Below are 12,917 nucleotides of genomic sequence, written 5' to 3' on the forward strand. Positions count from 1 at the left end.
CGGCGGCTACCAACCCGCGTGAGAAAACCCACAATCCCGATATATAAATTCCCTAATTAAAAACCGAGCTTACGCAGCTGTTTCGGGTCACGTTGCCACTCCTTGGCCACGCGGACGTGTAGATCAAGATAAACACGTCGCCCGAGCAGGGCTTCGATCTGCGCACGGGCCTGAGTACCCACTTCTTTCAGCCGCGACCCACGCGTGCCGATCACGATCGACTTCTGCGAATCGCGCTCGACATAGACGTCAGCAAATATCCTAATCAGGTTGCCCTCGTCCTGCATCTCCTCGACCAGCACGGCGATCGAGTGCGGCAACTCGTCGCGCACACCCTCGAGCGCCGCCTCACGGATCAGCTCGGCGATCAGCACCTGCTCGGGCTCGTCGGTCAGCATGTCGTCCGGGTACAGCTGCGGCGACTCGGGCAGATGCCGCACGATGACATCGACCAGCGTCTCGACCTGATGCCCGGACACCGCGCTCACCGGCACGATCTCCGCGAAATCGTACAACTCGCTGACCGCGAGCAGATGCGCGCCCAGGGTCGCCGGATCGACCAGGTCGACCTTGGTCACCACGGCGATCACGATGGCCTTCAGCTCGGCGACCTCGGCCGAGATGAACCGGTCGCCGCGCCCGATCGGCTCGTCCGCCGGGAAGCAGACGCCGATCACGTCGACCTCGCTCCAGACCTCCTTGACCAGGTCATTCAGGCGCTCCCCGAGCAGCGTGCGGGGCCGGTGCAGGCCCGGCGTGTCGACCAGCACGAGCTGCGCGTCGGTCCGGTGCAGAATGCCGCGGATCACATGCCGGGTGGTCTGCGGCTTGTTCGACGTGATCGCGATCTTCTGCCCGACGATCGCGTTGGTCAGGGTCGACTTGCCGGCGTTGGGCCGCCCGACGAAACAGGCGAAACCCGCGCGATAGACGTCGTCCACGGCCTCCTGCCGCGCCACCGCTTTGTGCTGGTGCTGCTTACTTCGATGGGTACGCTCGACAGCCTTACCGCGGTCCTCGGTGCTGCTCGCCTTGCGGTGCCGCGGCTTCCGCACGCTGCCCTTCCGCCCGCCCCCACTGCTTTCCTTCTCGCCTCGCCCGGCGGCCCTGGCCGCGCCGCCTTTCGTCGCGCCGCCCGTCGCACCGCTCTCCGCCGCGCCGCCGTTTGCCGACATATCCGATTTGTCGCCCCGAGAGTCGGTCACGCCGTGACCGTGCCCAGCAGCGAACCGTCCGGCGCGGCCACGTGGATCGGCGCGTCGGCCGACAGGTCACGCACCGCCGCCCGCCCCGACCCTTCCAGCGCCTCGGCCTCGGTCACCACCGCCGCCGCCTCCAGCTTCGTCGCCCCCGCGGCCACCGCCGACGCCACCGCCAGCTGCAACGCGGTCACCACCAGGCTCGGCAGCGTCACCGTGGCCGCCGCGTACGTGCGGCCGTCCTGGTCGCGCACCGCCGCACCCTCCAGAGCGCCCACCCGGGCGCGGGAGCCGCGCGCCAGCGTGACCAGCTTCTGGTCCTCAGCGGTCAGTTCAACGATCTCAGGCATCAGCGTGTGCTCTTTCCTCAGTCTCTTCGTCGGCCTCCGCGACCGCCCGGTTAACCAGCACCGAGTCGATCCGGTTGCGCCGGCCGGTGGTGCCCTCGGCCGTCAGGTGCAGACCGTTAACGTCCACCTCGGCGCCCGGAATCGGCACCCGGCCCAGCGCCTGCGCCAGCAGCCCGCCGACCGTCTCGACGTCGTCGGCCGGCAGCTCGACCCCGAAGATCTCACCGAGGTCCTCGATCGGCAGCCGCGCGGTCACCCGCACCGAACCGTCCTCCAGTGTCTCGACCGGCGGACGCTCGACATCGTACTCATCGGTGATCTCGCCGACGATCTCCTCGAGGATGTCCTCGATGGTGACCAGCCCGGCCGTGCCGCCGTACTCATCGACCACGATCACCAGGTGGGTGCGCGCCGCCTGCATCTCGGAGAGCAGATCGTCGACCGCCTTGGACTCCGGCACGAACGTGGCCGAGCGCATCAGCTCGGCCACCGCGGTCGCCGGCGCCGCCGGGTCACCGTTCTGCGTCCGCCGCACCACATCCTTGAGGTAGAGCACCCCGAGCACGTCGTCGACGCTCTCGCCGATCACCGGAATCCGCGAGAAACCCGAGCGCAGGAACAGGAACAGCGCCTGCTGCAACGATTTCGGGCTCTCGATCCACACCATCTCGGTCCGCGGCACCATCACCTCGCGGGCGATCGTGTCGCCCAGCGCGAACACCGAGTGGATCATCTCGCGTTCGCCGTGCTCGACCACGCCACGCTGCTCGGCCAGGTCGACCAGCTCACGCAACTCGACCTGGCTGCCGAACGGCCCCTCGGGGAACCCCTTACCGGGGGTCACCGCGTTACCGATCAGGATCAGCAGCGAGGCGAGCGGGTTGAGCACCCGGCCGATCCAGCGCACCAGCGGCGCCGCGGCCCGGCCGACCGCGTACGCGTGCTGCCGCCCCAGCGTCCGCGGCGCGACACCGACCACGACGAACGAGACCACCGTCATCGCGCCCGCGGTGACCAGGGCCGCCCGCCAGCCGGCGCCGTACGTGTCCACCGCGACCAGCGCCACCAGCGTGGTCGCGGTCAGCTCGCAGACCAGGCGCAGCAGGAGCAGCAGGTTGAGATGCCGCACGACGTCGCCGGCCACCGCGGCCAGTGCCGCCGCGCCGCGCTGACCCTCCCGGGCCATCTCGGACGCCCGGGCCGGCGACACGGTCGCCAGCGCCGCGTCGGTCATCGAGGCGAGCCCGGCCAGGAACACCAGAACCACCGCGTAGATCAGCAGTTGCAGATCGGGTAGTCCGCCGCCGTCCATCGGGGTCAGCCGGCCTGCCGTCCGGAACGCCAGGACTGCAACAGCCTGGCCTGCAACGCGAACATCTCGCGTTCCTCCTCCGGCTCGGCGTGGTCGTACCCGAGCAGGTGCAGGACCCCGTGCACGGTGAGCAGGTGCAGTTCGTCGGCGGCCGAGTGCCCCGCGGCGGCGGCCTGTTTGGCCGCCACCTCGGGCGCCAGCACGATGTCGCCGAGCAGCGCCGGCTCGCCGGCGCCGGCCTCACCCGGCCCGTGGTCGACGCTGCCCTCGTCCATCGGGAAGGCGAGCACGTCGGTCGGGCCGTCGTTGCCCATCCAGCGGTGGTTGAGCTCGGTCATGTAGTCGATGTCGACGAGCAGGATCGACAGCTCGGCGAGCGGGTTGACCCCCATCTCGTCCAGGGCGTGCCGGGCCACCGCGAGGATCGCGTCGGTGTCGACCTCGACTCCCGACTCGTTGGCGATCTCGATGGACATAGTGGTGCTTCTCATCCCTTGCTAGCGTCGGCGTCCCGCGCGGCCACCGCCACCGGCGGCGCGGCCCGGGACGGCGCGAACTGACTGTGCGGCCTGCTCTTCCTGCTCTTCGTCGTACCGCTGGTAGGCGTCCACGATCTCGGCGACCAGCCGGTGACGCACCACATCGGAGCTGGACAGCTCGGCGAAGTGCACATCCTCGACGTCGCGCAGAATATTACGGACGACCCGCAGCCCACTCGTCGTCCCACCGGGCAGGTCGACCTGCGTCACATCACCCGTGACAACGATCTTGGCCCCGAACCCGAGCCGGGTCAGGAACATCTTCATCTGCTCGGGCGTCGTGTTCTGAGCCTCGTCCAGAATGATGAACGCGTCGTTGAGGGTGTTGTGGGTGACGATCAAATCGTCGGTGACGTAGAGCGAGTCCTGAGCCCCGACCGAGATGCAGACCGTCTCCGCCTCGCCCACTGGCTCGATGTCGTGGATGAACCGCATCGGCCGGCCACCACCGGTGGCGTTGTAGAGGGCCTTCTTGCGCTCCAGCCGGAAGGGCTCGAGCCCGGCCGGCAGCCGAATATCCATCACGAACGCGTCGTGCCGGTGACGCACCTCGCGGCCGCGAGCCAGACCGGGTTTACGGCCCAGCGCGGCGCGGCGGCTCACGTACGCGACTCCGCCCAGCGACCGCACCAGGAAGAGGACGTCGTCGCGCAACCGCTCCGAGGCGGTGGTGTACTGCACCCGGCAGGTGCGGCCGCGCTGGGTGACCACTCCGCCGTCGCTGTCGAACAGACCTTGCAGGAGGGCGAGGCGCGAGGCAGCACTGTTGAACTGGTAGACCTCGGGCACGAACTTGGTGTTCGATCGCGTCCCGGCCAGCTCGAGCTCACGCAGGATCGCGGTGATCGGGTTGGCGGTGATCACACCGCCACGCCCACCACCGCCCTCGCGGCGCAGCACGTAGTCGACCTCGTTCGTACGGCTGACCGTGATGCCCGGCAGGACGGCGTCGAGAGCCTCGGCGAGCTCCGGGTCGGCCGTGGTGAACGACGGTGTGGTCGCCGTGGTCAGGCAGCCGTCACCGAGGAGCAGGCCCATCGCGTACGGATCGATCGGGGTTTCCCGCGGCACGAATTCGACCGGCTCGACCAGCGGCAGCTCGTACCGATGCACGTGGCCACGCCGCAGGTTGCCGATCATCTCCTGGGTCTCCACCGTTCGCGCCGGGCGACCGTGACCGCGGTCGTCCGGCGTACGCACGGTCCAGAGATGCTCGCCACAGGCGATTGTCGACGCGCCGTCCTGAGCGGTGACCCGGTAGATCGGCTTGCGGCCCTGCCGGTAGACCCCCAGCACCGGCGTGGGCCGGCCATCGGAGCCGGTGACCAGGTCACCGACGGCCAGATCGCCGATCGCCCGCCAGCCGTCCGGAGTCAGAACCCGCGCGTTCAGCGGCTGCGCCCGGCCACGCATGTAGGCCAGGGGCGCGACCTCGATCGTGCCCGCCTGCATCAGGCGCGGGATGGACTCGGGGTCGAGCATGTCGTGCAGGGCGTCGTAGAGCGGCCGCAGGTAAGGGTCGATCTTCTCGTTCAGCGTGCCGGGCAGGAAGCCCAGCCGCTCGCCCGCCTCGACCGCCGGCCGGGTCAGGATGATCCGGTTGACCGCCTTGGCCTGCAGCGCCTGCACGGCCTTGGCCATGGCCAGATAGGTCTTGCCGGTGCCGGCGGGGCCGATGCCGAAGACGATCGTGTTCTCGTCGATGGCGTCCACGTAGCGTTTCTGGCCCAGCGTCTTGGGGCGGATGGTGCGCCCGCGCCGGGAGAGGATGTTGAGCGTGAGCACCTCGGCCGGTCGCTCCGCCGTGTTTTGCTCCAGCATGGCGACGGTGCGCCGGACCGCGTCGACGGTCAGCGTCTCGCCCTTCTCGATCAGCTCGATGAGCTCCGAGAAGAGTCGCTCGGCGGTCGCGTTGTCGGCCGGGGCGCCGGTCACCGTGATCTCGTTGCCGCGGACATGGACGTCACTGGCGAGTGTGCGCTCGATCAGGCGCAGGATCTCATCCTTGGCGCCCAGCAGGTTCACCATGATCTTCGGGTCGGCGACCGAGATCTTGGTCTGCACCCGAGCTGCGCCGGACGCGCTCGAAGTGTGGTCGGTGCTGGTCATAGGGGCGGCCCCGAGGACCTACGCCACCTGCTTTCTCCTCTTGCGCCGTAAGGACCGCCCCATCGTATCCGTTCCGCGCCCGCACCGCCGACACCATTAGTCCCCGGGTGGCAGCCCGTCGAAGGCCTCTTGCCGGCGGGTGAAACGGTAGGTCGCCCAGTGCATCTGGGCGATGACACCGTGTTCATCTCGAGTGATCCGGAGCAGCTCGCCGACCTCCCGGCCGGAGACCGTCCGGAGCACGTCGGGGTCGTCCGGGAGGGGCCGGAACACGGCCGGCGGGCGGTCGGCCGGTGCGTCCGCGGCCCGCGCCTGCAGGGTGCCGTCGTGCCAGGCGAACTCGTACGGGAATCCCTCACCCCACCAGCGGCCCAGCACCGGCCGGTAGTGCTCGGGGGCGGCCGCGCCGATCCGCCACGGCTTGATCTCGGCCGGGTCGAGCTCGGTGGCCAGGCGCAGCAGGTTGTGCGGCAGCTCGGCGATCTCCATGGCGGTGCCGGACGACGCGAGCACCGCGCAGCCGAGCGCACCGGGGTTGCCGTCACCGCCGCGGCGGCCGTAGACGGCGGCCAGGAAGCCGGGCATCGCGCCGTCGTGCCCGACGTGCATGGTCCGTTTGCCGGCCGGTTCGAGGATCAGCCCGAGCCCGAAGCCGGCCGACCACAGATCCTCGTCGATGGTGGTGAGCGGCCAGCGCATCTCGTCGACGGTGGCCGCGGGCAGCACCTTGCCGTCCGGGTCGACGATCTCGGGGCTGGCCAGGAAAGCAGCCCACCGGGCCATGTCGGCGGCCGTGCTCCAGAGCTGGGCGGCGGGCGCGGCGCCGGCCATGTCGGTGGCCGGTTCCGGCCGGGCGGCGTCGGAGTAGGTGTCGACCAGCCAGCCGACCACCGCGTCGCCGGTCGGCTGGTAGCTGGTCGAGGTCAGCCCGAGCGGTGTCAGCACCCGTTCGCTGAGCACCTCGAACCAGGTTCCGCCGCGCATCCGGGCGACGACCTGCCCCAGCACCCCGAGCGCCAGGTTGGAGTAGTGGTAGCGGCGCGCGTTGGGCAGCACCCGTTCGGCCCGTTCGAGCTCGGCCAGCATCTTGGCGGCCGACGGCATCTCGAGCATGTCCCAGACGTCGCCGTGCGGTTCGCGCTGGAAGCCGGAGGTGTGCGAGAGCATCCGCCGGATGGTGGCGTCGCCGTGCGCCGGCAGGTCGATGTGCTTGCCGACGGGGTCGTCGAGGTCGAGCAGGCCGTCGTCGCGGGCCTGCATGACCAGGGCGGCGGTGAAGGTCTTGGTGACCGAGCCGATCCGGAACCGGGACTGCTCGTCGAGGGCCCGGGCCGGGTCGCCGGACTCGCCGACGGTGCAGGTCCAGAGGTCGCGGTCGGCGCGGTGCAGGGCGACCGAGAGCGCCGGGATCCGCCCGCCGGCCTGGACTTTGCGTGCTTCGCGCTCGTAGCGCTGCTCGGCCGGGATCACGCGAGGGCAGTTGTCCACCGGTTGATCCTAATTCTCTTTTACGAAGATCAAGAGCAAGATGTCGCACCTGGGTGGGTGGTACAAACCGCCGCTCCCGCCGAGGTCGCTCCGCTCCACGTGCGTAAATGGTCACTCTTTTAAGGTCAAGGGATGACTTCACGTGCGGTTTTGGTGACCGGGTCGTCGCGCGGGCTGGGGCGGGCGATCGCGTGGCGGTTCGCGGCCGGTGGGGACCGGGTGGCGGTGCATCATCGGGATTCGGCGGCGGCGGCCGGGGAAGTGGCGGCCTCGTTGCCGGGCGCGGGGCACGTGGTGGTGCGGGCCGACCTGGCCGATCCGGCGGCGGTGCGGGCGATGGTGGACGACGCCGCCGACCGGCTGGGTGGGCTCGACGTGCTGGTCAACAACGCCGGCGTCTACGGGTCGGAGCGAGCCGTGCCGCTGCTGGAGGCCGGCTACGACCAGTGGCTGGAGTCGTGGCGGCGCACGTTCGACGTGAACCTCTTCGGCGCCGCCAACGCCTGCTGGGCCGCCGTGCGGCATTTGCGGGCCGGGGGCGGCCGGATCGTCAACGTGTCGTCGCGCGGCGCCTTCCGCGGCGAGCCCGAGCAGCCCGCCTACGGCGCTTCGAAGGCGGCCCTGAACGCGATGGGCCAGTCCTTGGCCGTGGCCCTGGCCCCGCTGAACATCGCGGTGGCCACTGTCGCGCCGGGTTTCATCGAGACCGACATGGCCGCCGGCTACCTCAACGGCGAGCGGGGCCCGGCGATCCGCGCGCAGAGCCCGTTCAACCGGGTGGCCCAGCCCGACGAGGTCGCGGCCGCGGTGCACTGGCTGGCCTCTCCCGACGCCGTGTGGGCCTCCGGGGCCATCCTGGACATGAACGGCGCCAGCTACCTCCGCACCTAACCCCAGTGGTGGGCCCGGGCGGCATCCGAGTCCCCCACACCGCCCAGGGCTACCACTGGGGTTGCTCTATGGGCGGGTCAGGCTGGTCAGGCGGGGGTCGTCGAGGGCGTGCGCGGCGACGATCTCGTAGTCGCCCGGCACCGTCTGCCAGCCGTCGTCCGTCCAGGTCTGGAAGGTGCGGGCGGGCAACTCGACGCGCACCGTCACGCGCTCGCCGGGGTGGGCGGTCACGGTGGCGAAACCGGCCAGCCACGTCGCCGGGCGTGTGTCGTCCGGGGCTGTCGGGCGTACGTACACCTGAATGATCTCGCGCCCCTCCCGAGCACCGGTGTTGGTCACCGTGATCTCGGCCATCCCGTCCGCGACCCGCAGCTCGTCGTAACTCCACGTGGTGTACCCGAGCCCGTGTCCGAACGCGAAGTGCGGAACCGCACCCGATCGCAGCCACGCGCGGTACCCGATGAACACGCCCTCGTCGTAGGACACCGCCCCGTCGCGCGGCGTGATCTCCAGGACCGGGCAGTCCTCGGCCCGGCGCGGCCAGGTCGTGGGCAGGCGACCGCCCGGTTCGAGGACGCCGAGCAGCACGTCGGCCAACGCCGCCCCGGCCTCCTGCCCGGGGAACCAGGTCAGCACGACCGCCGCCACCTCGTCGGCCCACGGCAGCAGCACCGGCGCGCCCGCGTTGACCACCACGACCGTGCGCGGGTTGGCCGCCGCCACCCGCCGGACCAGCTCGTCCTGGGTGCCGGGCAGGGCCAGCGTGGTCCGGTCGAAGCCTTCCGACTCGGTCTGCTCGGTGGTGCCGACGACGACGATCGCGACGTCGGACTCGGCCGCCAGGGCCGCCGCCTCGGTGATCATCTCGGCGTCGCCGGGCCCGGGCGGGCGGTGGCCCAGGGTGGTGTTCACGGTGTGGGCCAGACCGGCGGCGATCGTCTGGGTCAGTGTCACTTCGACCGGTACGCCGGCCGGCAACGTCACAGTGGCCCGGAACTCCCGCGGCGACAGCAGCAGCTCACCACGTTCCGTGCCGGTCGGGTGCAGTGAACCGCGATACAGCTCGGTCTCACCCACGGCGAGCACGAACGTGCCGAACCCGGAGACCGCGAACGTGTGCTCGCCGTCCACTCCGGGCGTGAGCGTGCCACTGATCGTGATCCGGTCGATCTCCTCGGGCCGCAGCCCTCCGGGCAGGTCGCCGATCCAGCGCAGCGCCGCCTCGGCCACTTCGAACGAGTGCCGGCCGGACAGGTCGACGCCCAGCCCGGTCCACTCCGGACCGCGGGCCGGCGACAGGAAGGGCCGGGGGTCGGCGCCCGGCGCGTAGGCCACGTCCACCCCGGACAGTGCCCGCCCGATCCCCTCCAGCGGCGAGATCACGTGCTGCGGGGTGACGGTGGCGCTGCCGCCGCCCAGCACCCGTGCGTCCATCGCCAGCGCGCCGATGACCGCCACCCGGGTCAGCGCGGCCGGCTCCAGCGGCAGCGTGAAGTTCTCGTTCCGGACGAGCACGTAGGACCGGGCCGCGACCTCGTGGGCGACGGCCGGCCCGTCCAGTTCCGGCCGCGGTTCCGGGGTGGCGCCGAGGGCACCGACGCGGGTGGCGAGCAGCAGCACCCGGCGTACCTTGTCATCGATCTCGGCCTCCGGGACGAGGCCGTCGCGCACCGCCTGGACCAGCGCCGCGCCCCACGGGTTCTGCATCGCCGGCATCGCGATGTCGAGGCCGCCGAGCGCGGCACCGACCGTGTCCCGGGCCGCGCGCCAGTCCGACACGACGATCCCGTCGAAACCCCATTCGTCCTTGAGTACGCGCTGCTGAAGCTCCCGGTGCGACGACATCGGCGAGCCGTTGACGCCGTTGTAGGCCGACATCACACCCCAGCCGCCGGCTCGCACCACCCGCTCGAACGGCGGCAGGTACACCTCGCGCAGCGCCCGCTCGGGGATCCGCACGTCCACGGTCATCCGTTCGGTCTCGAAGTCGTTGCCGACCAGGTGCTTGACCGTGGTGCCGACGCCGTGCGCCTGCACGCCGGCCACGAAGGCGGCCGCGATCTCGCCGGTGAGCAGCGGGTCTTCCGAGAAGCACTCGAAGTGCCGGCCGCCCAGCGGGGTGCGGTGCAGGTTGACGGTCGGGGCGAGCAGCACGTGCACACCCTTGCGGCGGGACTCCTGGCCGAGCACCTGCCCGGCCCGCTCGATCAGCTCCCGGTCCCAGGTCGCGGCCAGCGCGGTCGGGCTGGGCAGGGCCACCGACGGGTCCTCGGGGGCCCAGCCGGTGCCGCGTACGCCGACCGGCCCGTCGGACATCACCAGCGACCGCAGCCCGATCCGCGGGATCTCCGGCAGTGACCAGAAGTCCTGCCCGCCGAGCAACGAAACCTTTTCCTCGAGGGTCAGCTCACTGATCAACTCATCCACGGCCCGATTGTTTCAGATCCTTGATCGTCCGACCCTTCCCATGCACGCTGGGGTAATGCTGTTCAGGCCGGATGCCCTCGACCGGATCCGCGACGGCCGGGTATCGGTGGTGTTCCGGAAGTGGGAGCGGGCCCGGGTCCGGGTGGGCACCCGCCTGCGCACGATGGCCGGCGTGATCGAGGTACGCGCCGTGGCCCCGATCAGGCGCATCACCGCCGCCGACGCCCGCGCGGCCGGCTACCCGAGCGCCGCCGCGGCCACCGCCGACCTGCCCGACAAGCCCGGCGACGTCTACCGCGTCGAGGTGGTCTACGCCGGCGCCGACCCGCGGGTCGCCCTACGCTCCTCGGCCGAGTTGTCCCCGGATGATCTCGCCGCGCTGACGGCGAGGCTGGATCGGATGGACGCGACGAGTCCCCGCGGCCCGTGGACCCGTGCCGTGCTGGCCATGATCGCGGAACGCCCGGCCGTCCGGGCCGGTGACCTGTGGGGCGGCCTGGGCTATCCCGACATGCTGACCTTCAAGCGCGACGTCCGCCGCCTGAAGGAGCTGGGCCTGACCGAGAGCCTCCCGGTCGGCTACCGCCTGTCGCCCCGCGGCGAGGCGGCCCGCGCCGGGATGTCTACCAGCGGCTGAGGCGCCCGCGGCCGGATGTCTACCAGCGGTCGAGGCGCCCGCGCCCGGATGTCGACCAGCGGTCGAGGCGCCGGGATGCCTACCAGCGGTTGAGGCGGGCCGACAGCACGGCCAGCGCCGCGACACCCGCCGTGCTCGTACGCAGGACCGCGTCACCGAGCTTGACCGGCCGCGCCCCCACCGCCACGAATGCCTCGATCTCGTCCTCCGTGATCCCGCCTTCCGGCCCGACCACCAGCGCGATCTCGCCCGTAGCGGGCAGCGGAACCCCGGTCAGCGGCACGTCGGCGTCCTCGTGCAGCACGAACGCCGCCGCCGCGCCGGCCAGCCGGCCACCCACCTGCCTGGTGCTCAGGTCGGGTGCGCCGGCGACCATCGGCAGCCACGGCCGGCGTGACTGCTTGGCCGCCTCGCGGGCCGTCGACACCCATTTGGCCCGCGACTTCAGGCCTCGGTCGCCGCGCCACTGGGTGACGCAGCGGGTCGCCGACCACGGGATGATCTCGTCCACGCCGACCTCGGTCATGGCCTGCACGGCCAGCTCACCACGATCGCCCTTGGGGAGGCCCTGGACCACGGTCAGCGACGGGTCCGGTGCGGGCACCGTCGAGCGGGCGCCGAGGATGAGGACCACGCTCCCCTTGGCCACCGAGGCGACGGTGGCCGAGACGGTGCCACCGCGCCCGTCGGCCAGGACCACCGGCGAACCCGGCCGGACCCGCTGGACGTCGGCCGCGTGATGCCCCTCGGCCCCGGCCAGCGTGCAGGTCTCCCCGGCCGGCAGCTCGTCGACGAGGAACAGCGGAGCCGACATCAGTGGCCGTTGAAGGCGTCCCGCATCCGGGAGAAGAAGCCGCCCTGCTTGCTCAGCTCGGCCACATCCTCACCCCGGGTCTTGGCGAAGTCGCGCAGCATGCGTTCCTGGTCGGCGGTCAGCTTGGTCGGCGTCTTCACGTCCAGGTGCACGAAGAGGTCGCCACGGCCCTGGCCGCGCAGGTGGGGCACGCCCTTGCCGCGGATCCGCAGCGTGCTGGCCGGCTGGGTGCCCTGCTTGACCTCGATCGACTCCTCGCTGTCGAGGGTCTTGATGGTCAGCCGGGTGCCCAGGGCGGCCGCCGTCATCGGCAGCGTGACCCGGCAGTGCAGGTCGTCGCCCTTGCGGCTGTAGACGTCGTGCGGGCGCTCGTGGATCTCCACGTACAGGTCGCCGGCCGTGCCGCCGCCGGGGCCGACCTCGCCCTGCTGGGCCAGGCGGATCCGCATGCCGTCCTCGACCCCGGCCGGGATCTTGACGGTCAGGCTGCGGCGGGTGCGGATGCGGCCGTCGCCGGCGCAGGTCGGGCAGGGCGACGGGATGACCGTGCCGTGGCCCTGGCACACCTGGCAGGGGCGGGACGACACGACCTGCCCGAGGAAGGTGCGCTGCACGCTCTGCACCTCGCCCCGGCCGGCGCACGTCTCACACGTGGCCAGGTGGGTGCCGGGCGCGGTGCCGGCGCCGGAACACTGGGAGCACAGGACAGCGGTGTCGACGGTGATCGGCGCCTCGACACCGAACGCGGTCTCCTGCAGCTCGAGCTCGAGCCGGAGGATCGCGTCGGCGCCGGGGCGGGTCCGTGGCCGGGGACCCCGGGACGCGCCACCGGCGGCGGTGCCGAAGAACGCGTCCATGATGTCCTGGAAGCCGACGAACGGCCCGGCCCCGGGGCCACCCGGACCGGCGCCACCGCCGCCGGGCGCCAAGGGGTCGCCGCCGAGGTCCACCATCTGCCGCTTCTGGTCGTCGGAGAGGACCTCGTACGCGGCGTTGATGTCCTTGAACTTCTCGTGCGCCTCCGGATCGGGATTCACATCCGGGTGGTACTGGCGAGCCAGCTTGCGGTAGGCGCGCTTGATCTCGTCATCGGTGGCATCCCGGCCGATGCCGAGAATTCCGTAGTAGTCCTTCGCCACGGGCTTTGAAGT

At 71.3% G+C, this 12,917-nt stretch carries 10 protein-coding genes and 3 pseudogenes; 2 read left to right on the forward strand and 11 right to left on the reverse strand.

Translation table 11 applies throughout. The features are described 5' to 3' along the window. Window positions 1-56: 56 nt before the first annotated feature. The 8 genes and pseudogenes from era to ACGFIO_RS35410 form a co-directional block, all read right to left on the reverse strand. Window positions 57-941 carry a GTPase Era gene (era, locus tag ACGFIO_RS35375; protein WP_392833541.1) on the reverse strand — a complete coding sequence of 295 codons (885 nt, stop codon included), beginning with the start codon at window positions 939-941 and terminating at the stop codon, window positions 57-59. Between the two features lie 260 nt (window positions 942-1,201). Then, window positions 1,202-1,549 (reverse strand): cytidine deaminase, encoded by a 348-nt coding sequence (locus ACGFIO_RS35380; protein WP_392833386.1) that lies wholly within the window; start codon window positions 1,547-1,549, stop codon window positions 1,202-1,204. Beyond that, window positions 1,542-2,861 (reverse strand): hemolysin family protein, encoded by a 1,320-nt coding sequence (locus tag ACGFIO_RS35385; RefSeq protein ID WP_392833389.1) that lies wholly within the window; start codon window positions 2,859-2,861, stop codon window positions 1,542-1,544. Before ACGFIO_RS35385 ends, ACGFIO_RS35380 begins: the two co-directional genes overlap by 8 nt. Before the next feature lie 5 nt (window positions 2,862-2,866). After that, on the reverse strand, window positions 2,867-3,337 hold the full coding sequence (ybeY, locus tag ACGFIO_RS35390) for an rRNA maturation RNase YbeY (RefSeq protein WP_392833544.1): 471 nt from the start codon (window positions 3,335-3,337) through the stop codon (window positions 2,867-2,869). Window positions 3,338-3,358: 21 nt separating this feature from the next. After that, window positions 3,359-3,724: pseudogene (locus tag ACGFIO_RS35395) on the reverse strand (PhoH family protein); the annotation flags it as partial. A gap of 273 nt (window positions 3,725-3,997) precedes the next feature. Beyond that, window positions 3,998-4,813 (reverse strand): annotated as a pseudogene (locus tag ACGFIO_RS35400) (LAGLIDADG family homing endonuclease); the annotation flags it as partial. Continuing rightward, window positions 4,802-5,509 (reverse strand): annotated as a pseudogene (locus ACGFIO_RS35405) (PhoH family protein); the annotation flags it as partial. The pseudogenes ACGFIO_RS35405 and ACGFIO_RS35400, both read right to left, overlap by 12 nt. A 96-nt stretch (window positions 5,510-5,605) precedes the next feature. Continuing rightward, on the reverse strand, window positions 5,606-6,997 hold the full coding sequence (locus tag ACGFIO_RS35410; RefSeq protein ID WP_392833391.1) for a serine hydrolase domain-containing protein: 1,392 nt from the start codon (window positions 6,995-6,997) through the stop codon (window positions 5,606-5,608). Window positions 6,998-7,129: 132 nt separating this feature from the next. Between ACGFIO_RS35410 and ACGFIO_RS35415 the strand changes: the two genes are divergently transcribed. Next, the gene (locus ACGFIO_RS35415) at window positions 7,130-7,888 is read left to right on the forward strand and encodes an SDR family NAD(P)-dependent oxidoreductase (protein ID WP_392833393.1); all 759 of its coding nucleotides are present in this window, start codon (window positions 7,130-7,132) and stop codon (window positions 7,886-7,888) included. A 66-nt stretch (window positions 7,889-7,954) separates the two neighbouring features. Here ACGFIO_RS35415 and ACGFIO_RS35420 read toward each other — a convergent pair whose 3' ends face one another. After that, window positions 7,955-10,315 (reverse strand): beta-glucosidase, encoded by a 2,361-nt coding sequence (locus ACGFIO_RS35420; protein WP_392833396.1) that lies wholly within the window; start codon window positions 10,313-10,315, stop codon window positions 7,955-7,957. A gap of 55 nt (window positions 10,316-10,370) precedes the next feature. Between ACGFIO_RS35420 and ACGFIO_RS35425 the strand changes: the two genes are divergently transcribed. Next, window positions 10,371-10,952, forward strand: coding sequence for a hypothetical protein (locus tag ACGFIO_RS35425; protein ID WP_392833399.1), 582 nt, complete (start codon window positions 10,371-10,373; stop codon window positions 10,950-10,952). Window positions 10,953-11,031: 79 nt separating this feature from the next. Here ACGFIO_RS35425 and ACGFIO_RS35430 read toward each other — a convergent pair whose 3' ends face one another. Further along, window positions 11,032-11,766, reverse strand: a complete 735-nt coding sequence (locus tag ACGFIO_RS35430) for a 16S rRNA (uracil(1498)-N(3))-methyltransferase (protein ID WP_392833402.1) — start codon at window positions 11,764-11,766, stop codon at window positions 11,032-11,034. After that, entirely contained in the window at window positions 11,766-12,905 is a 1,140-nt protein-coding gene (dnaJ, locus tag ACGFIO_RS35435) for a molecular chaperone DnaJ (protein WP_392833404.1), read from the reverse strand. The genes ACGFIO_RS35430 and dnaJ overlap by 1 nt, the downstream gene beginning before the upstream one ends. Between the last annotated feature and the right edge of the window lie 12 nt (window positions 12,906-12,917).

Origin of the sequence: Actinoplanes sp. NPDC049265, assembly GCF_043197135.1 — a bacterium.
In the GTDB taxonomy this organism is placed as follows: Bacteria; Actinomycetota; Actinomycetes; order Mycobacteriales; family Micromonosporaceae; genus Actinoplanes.

Coding starts and splice junctions, on each gene's coding strand:
- ACGFIO_RS35385 (WP_392833389.1), bottom strand. CDS start 2,861: ATGGACGGCGGCGGACTACCCGATCTGCAACTGCTGATCTACGCGGTG.
- ybeY (WP_392833544.1), bottom strand. CDS start 3,337: ATGTCCATCGAGATCGCCAACGAGTCGGGAGTCGAGGTCGACACCGAC.
- ACGFIO_RS35430 (WP_392833402.1), bottom strand. CDS start 11,766: ATGTCGGCTCCGCTGTTCCTCGTCGACGAGCTGCCGGCCGGGGAGACC.
- ACGFIO_RS35380 (WP_392833386.1), bottom strand. CDS start 1,549: ATGCCTGAGATCGTTGAACTGACCGCTGAGGACCAGAAGCTGGTCACG.
- ACGFIO_RS35415 (WP_392833393.1), top strand. CDS start 7,130: ATGACTTCACGTGCGGTTTTGGTGACCGGGTCGTCGCGCGGGCTGGGG.
- ACGFIO_RS35425 (WP_392833399.1), top strand. CDS start 10,371: ATGCTGTTCAGGCCGGATGCCCTCGACCGGATCCGCGACGGCCGGGTA.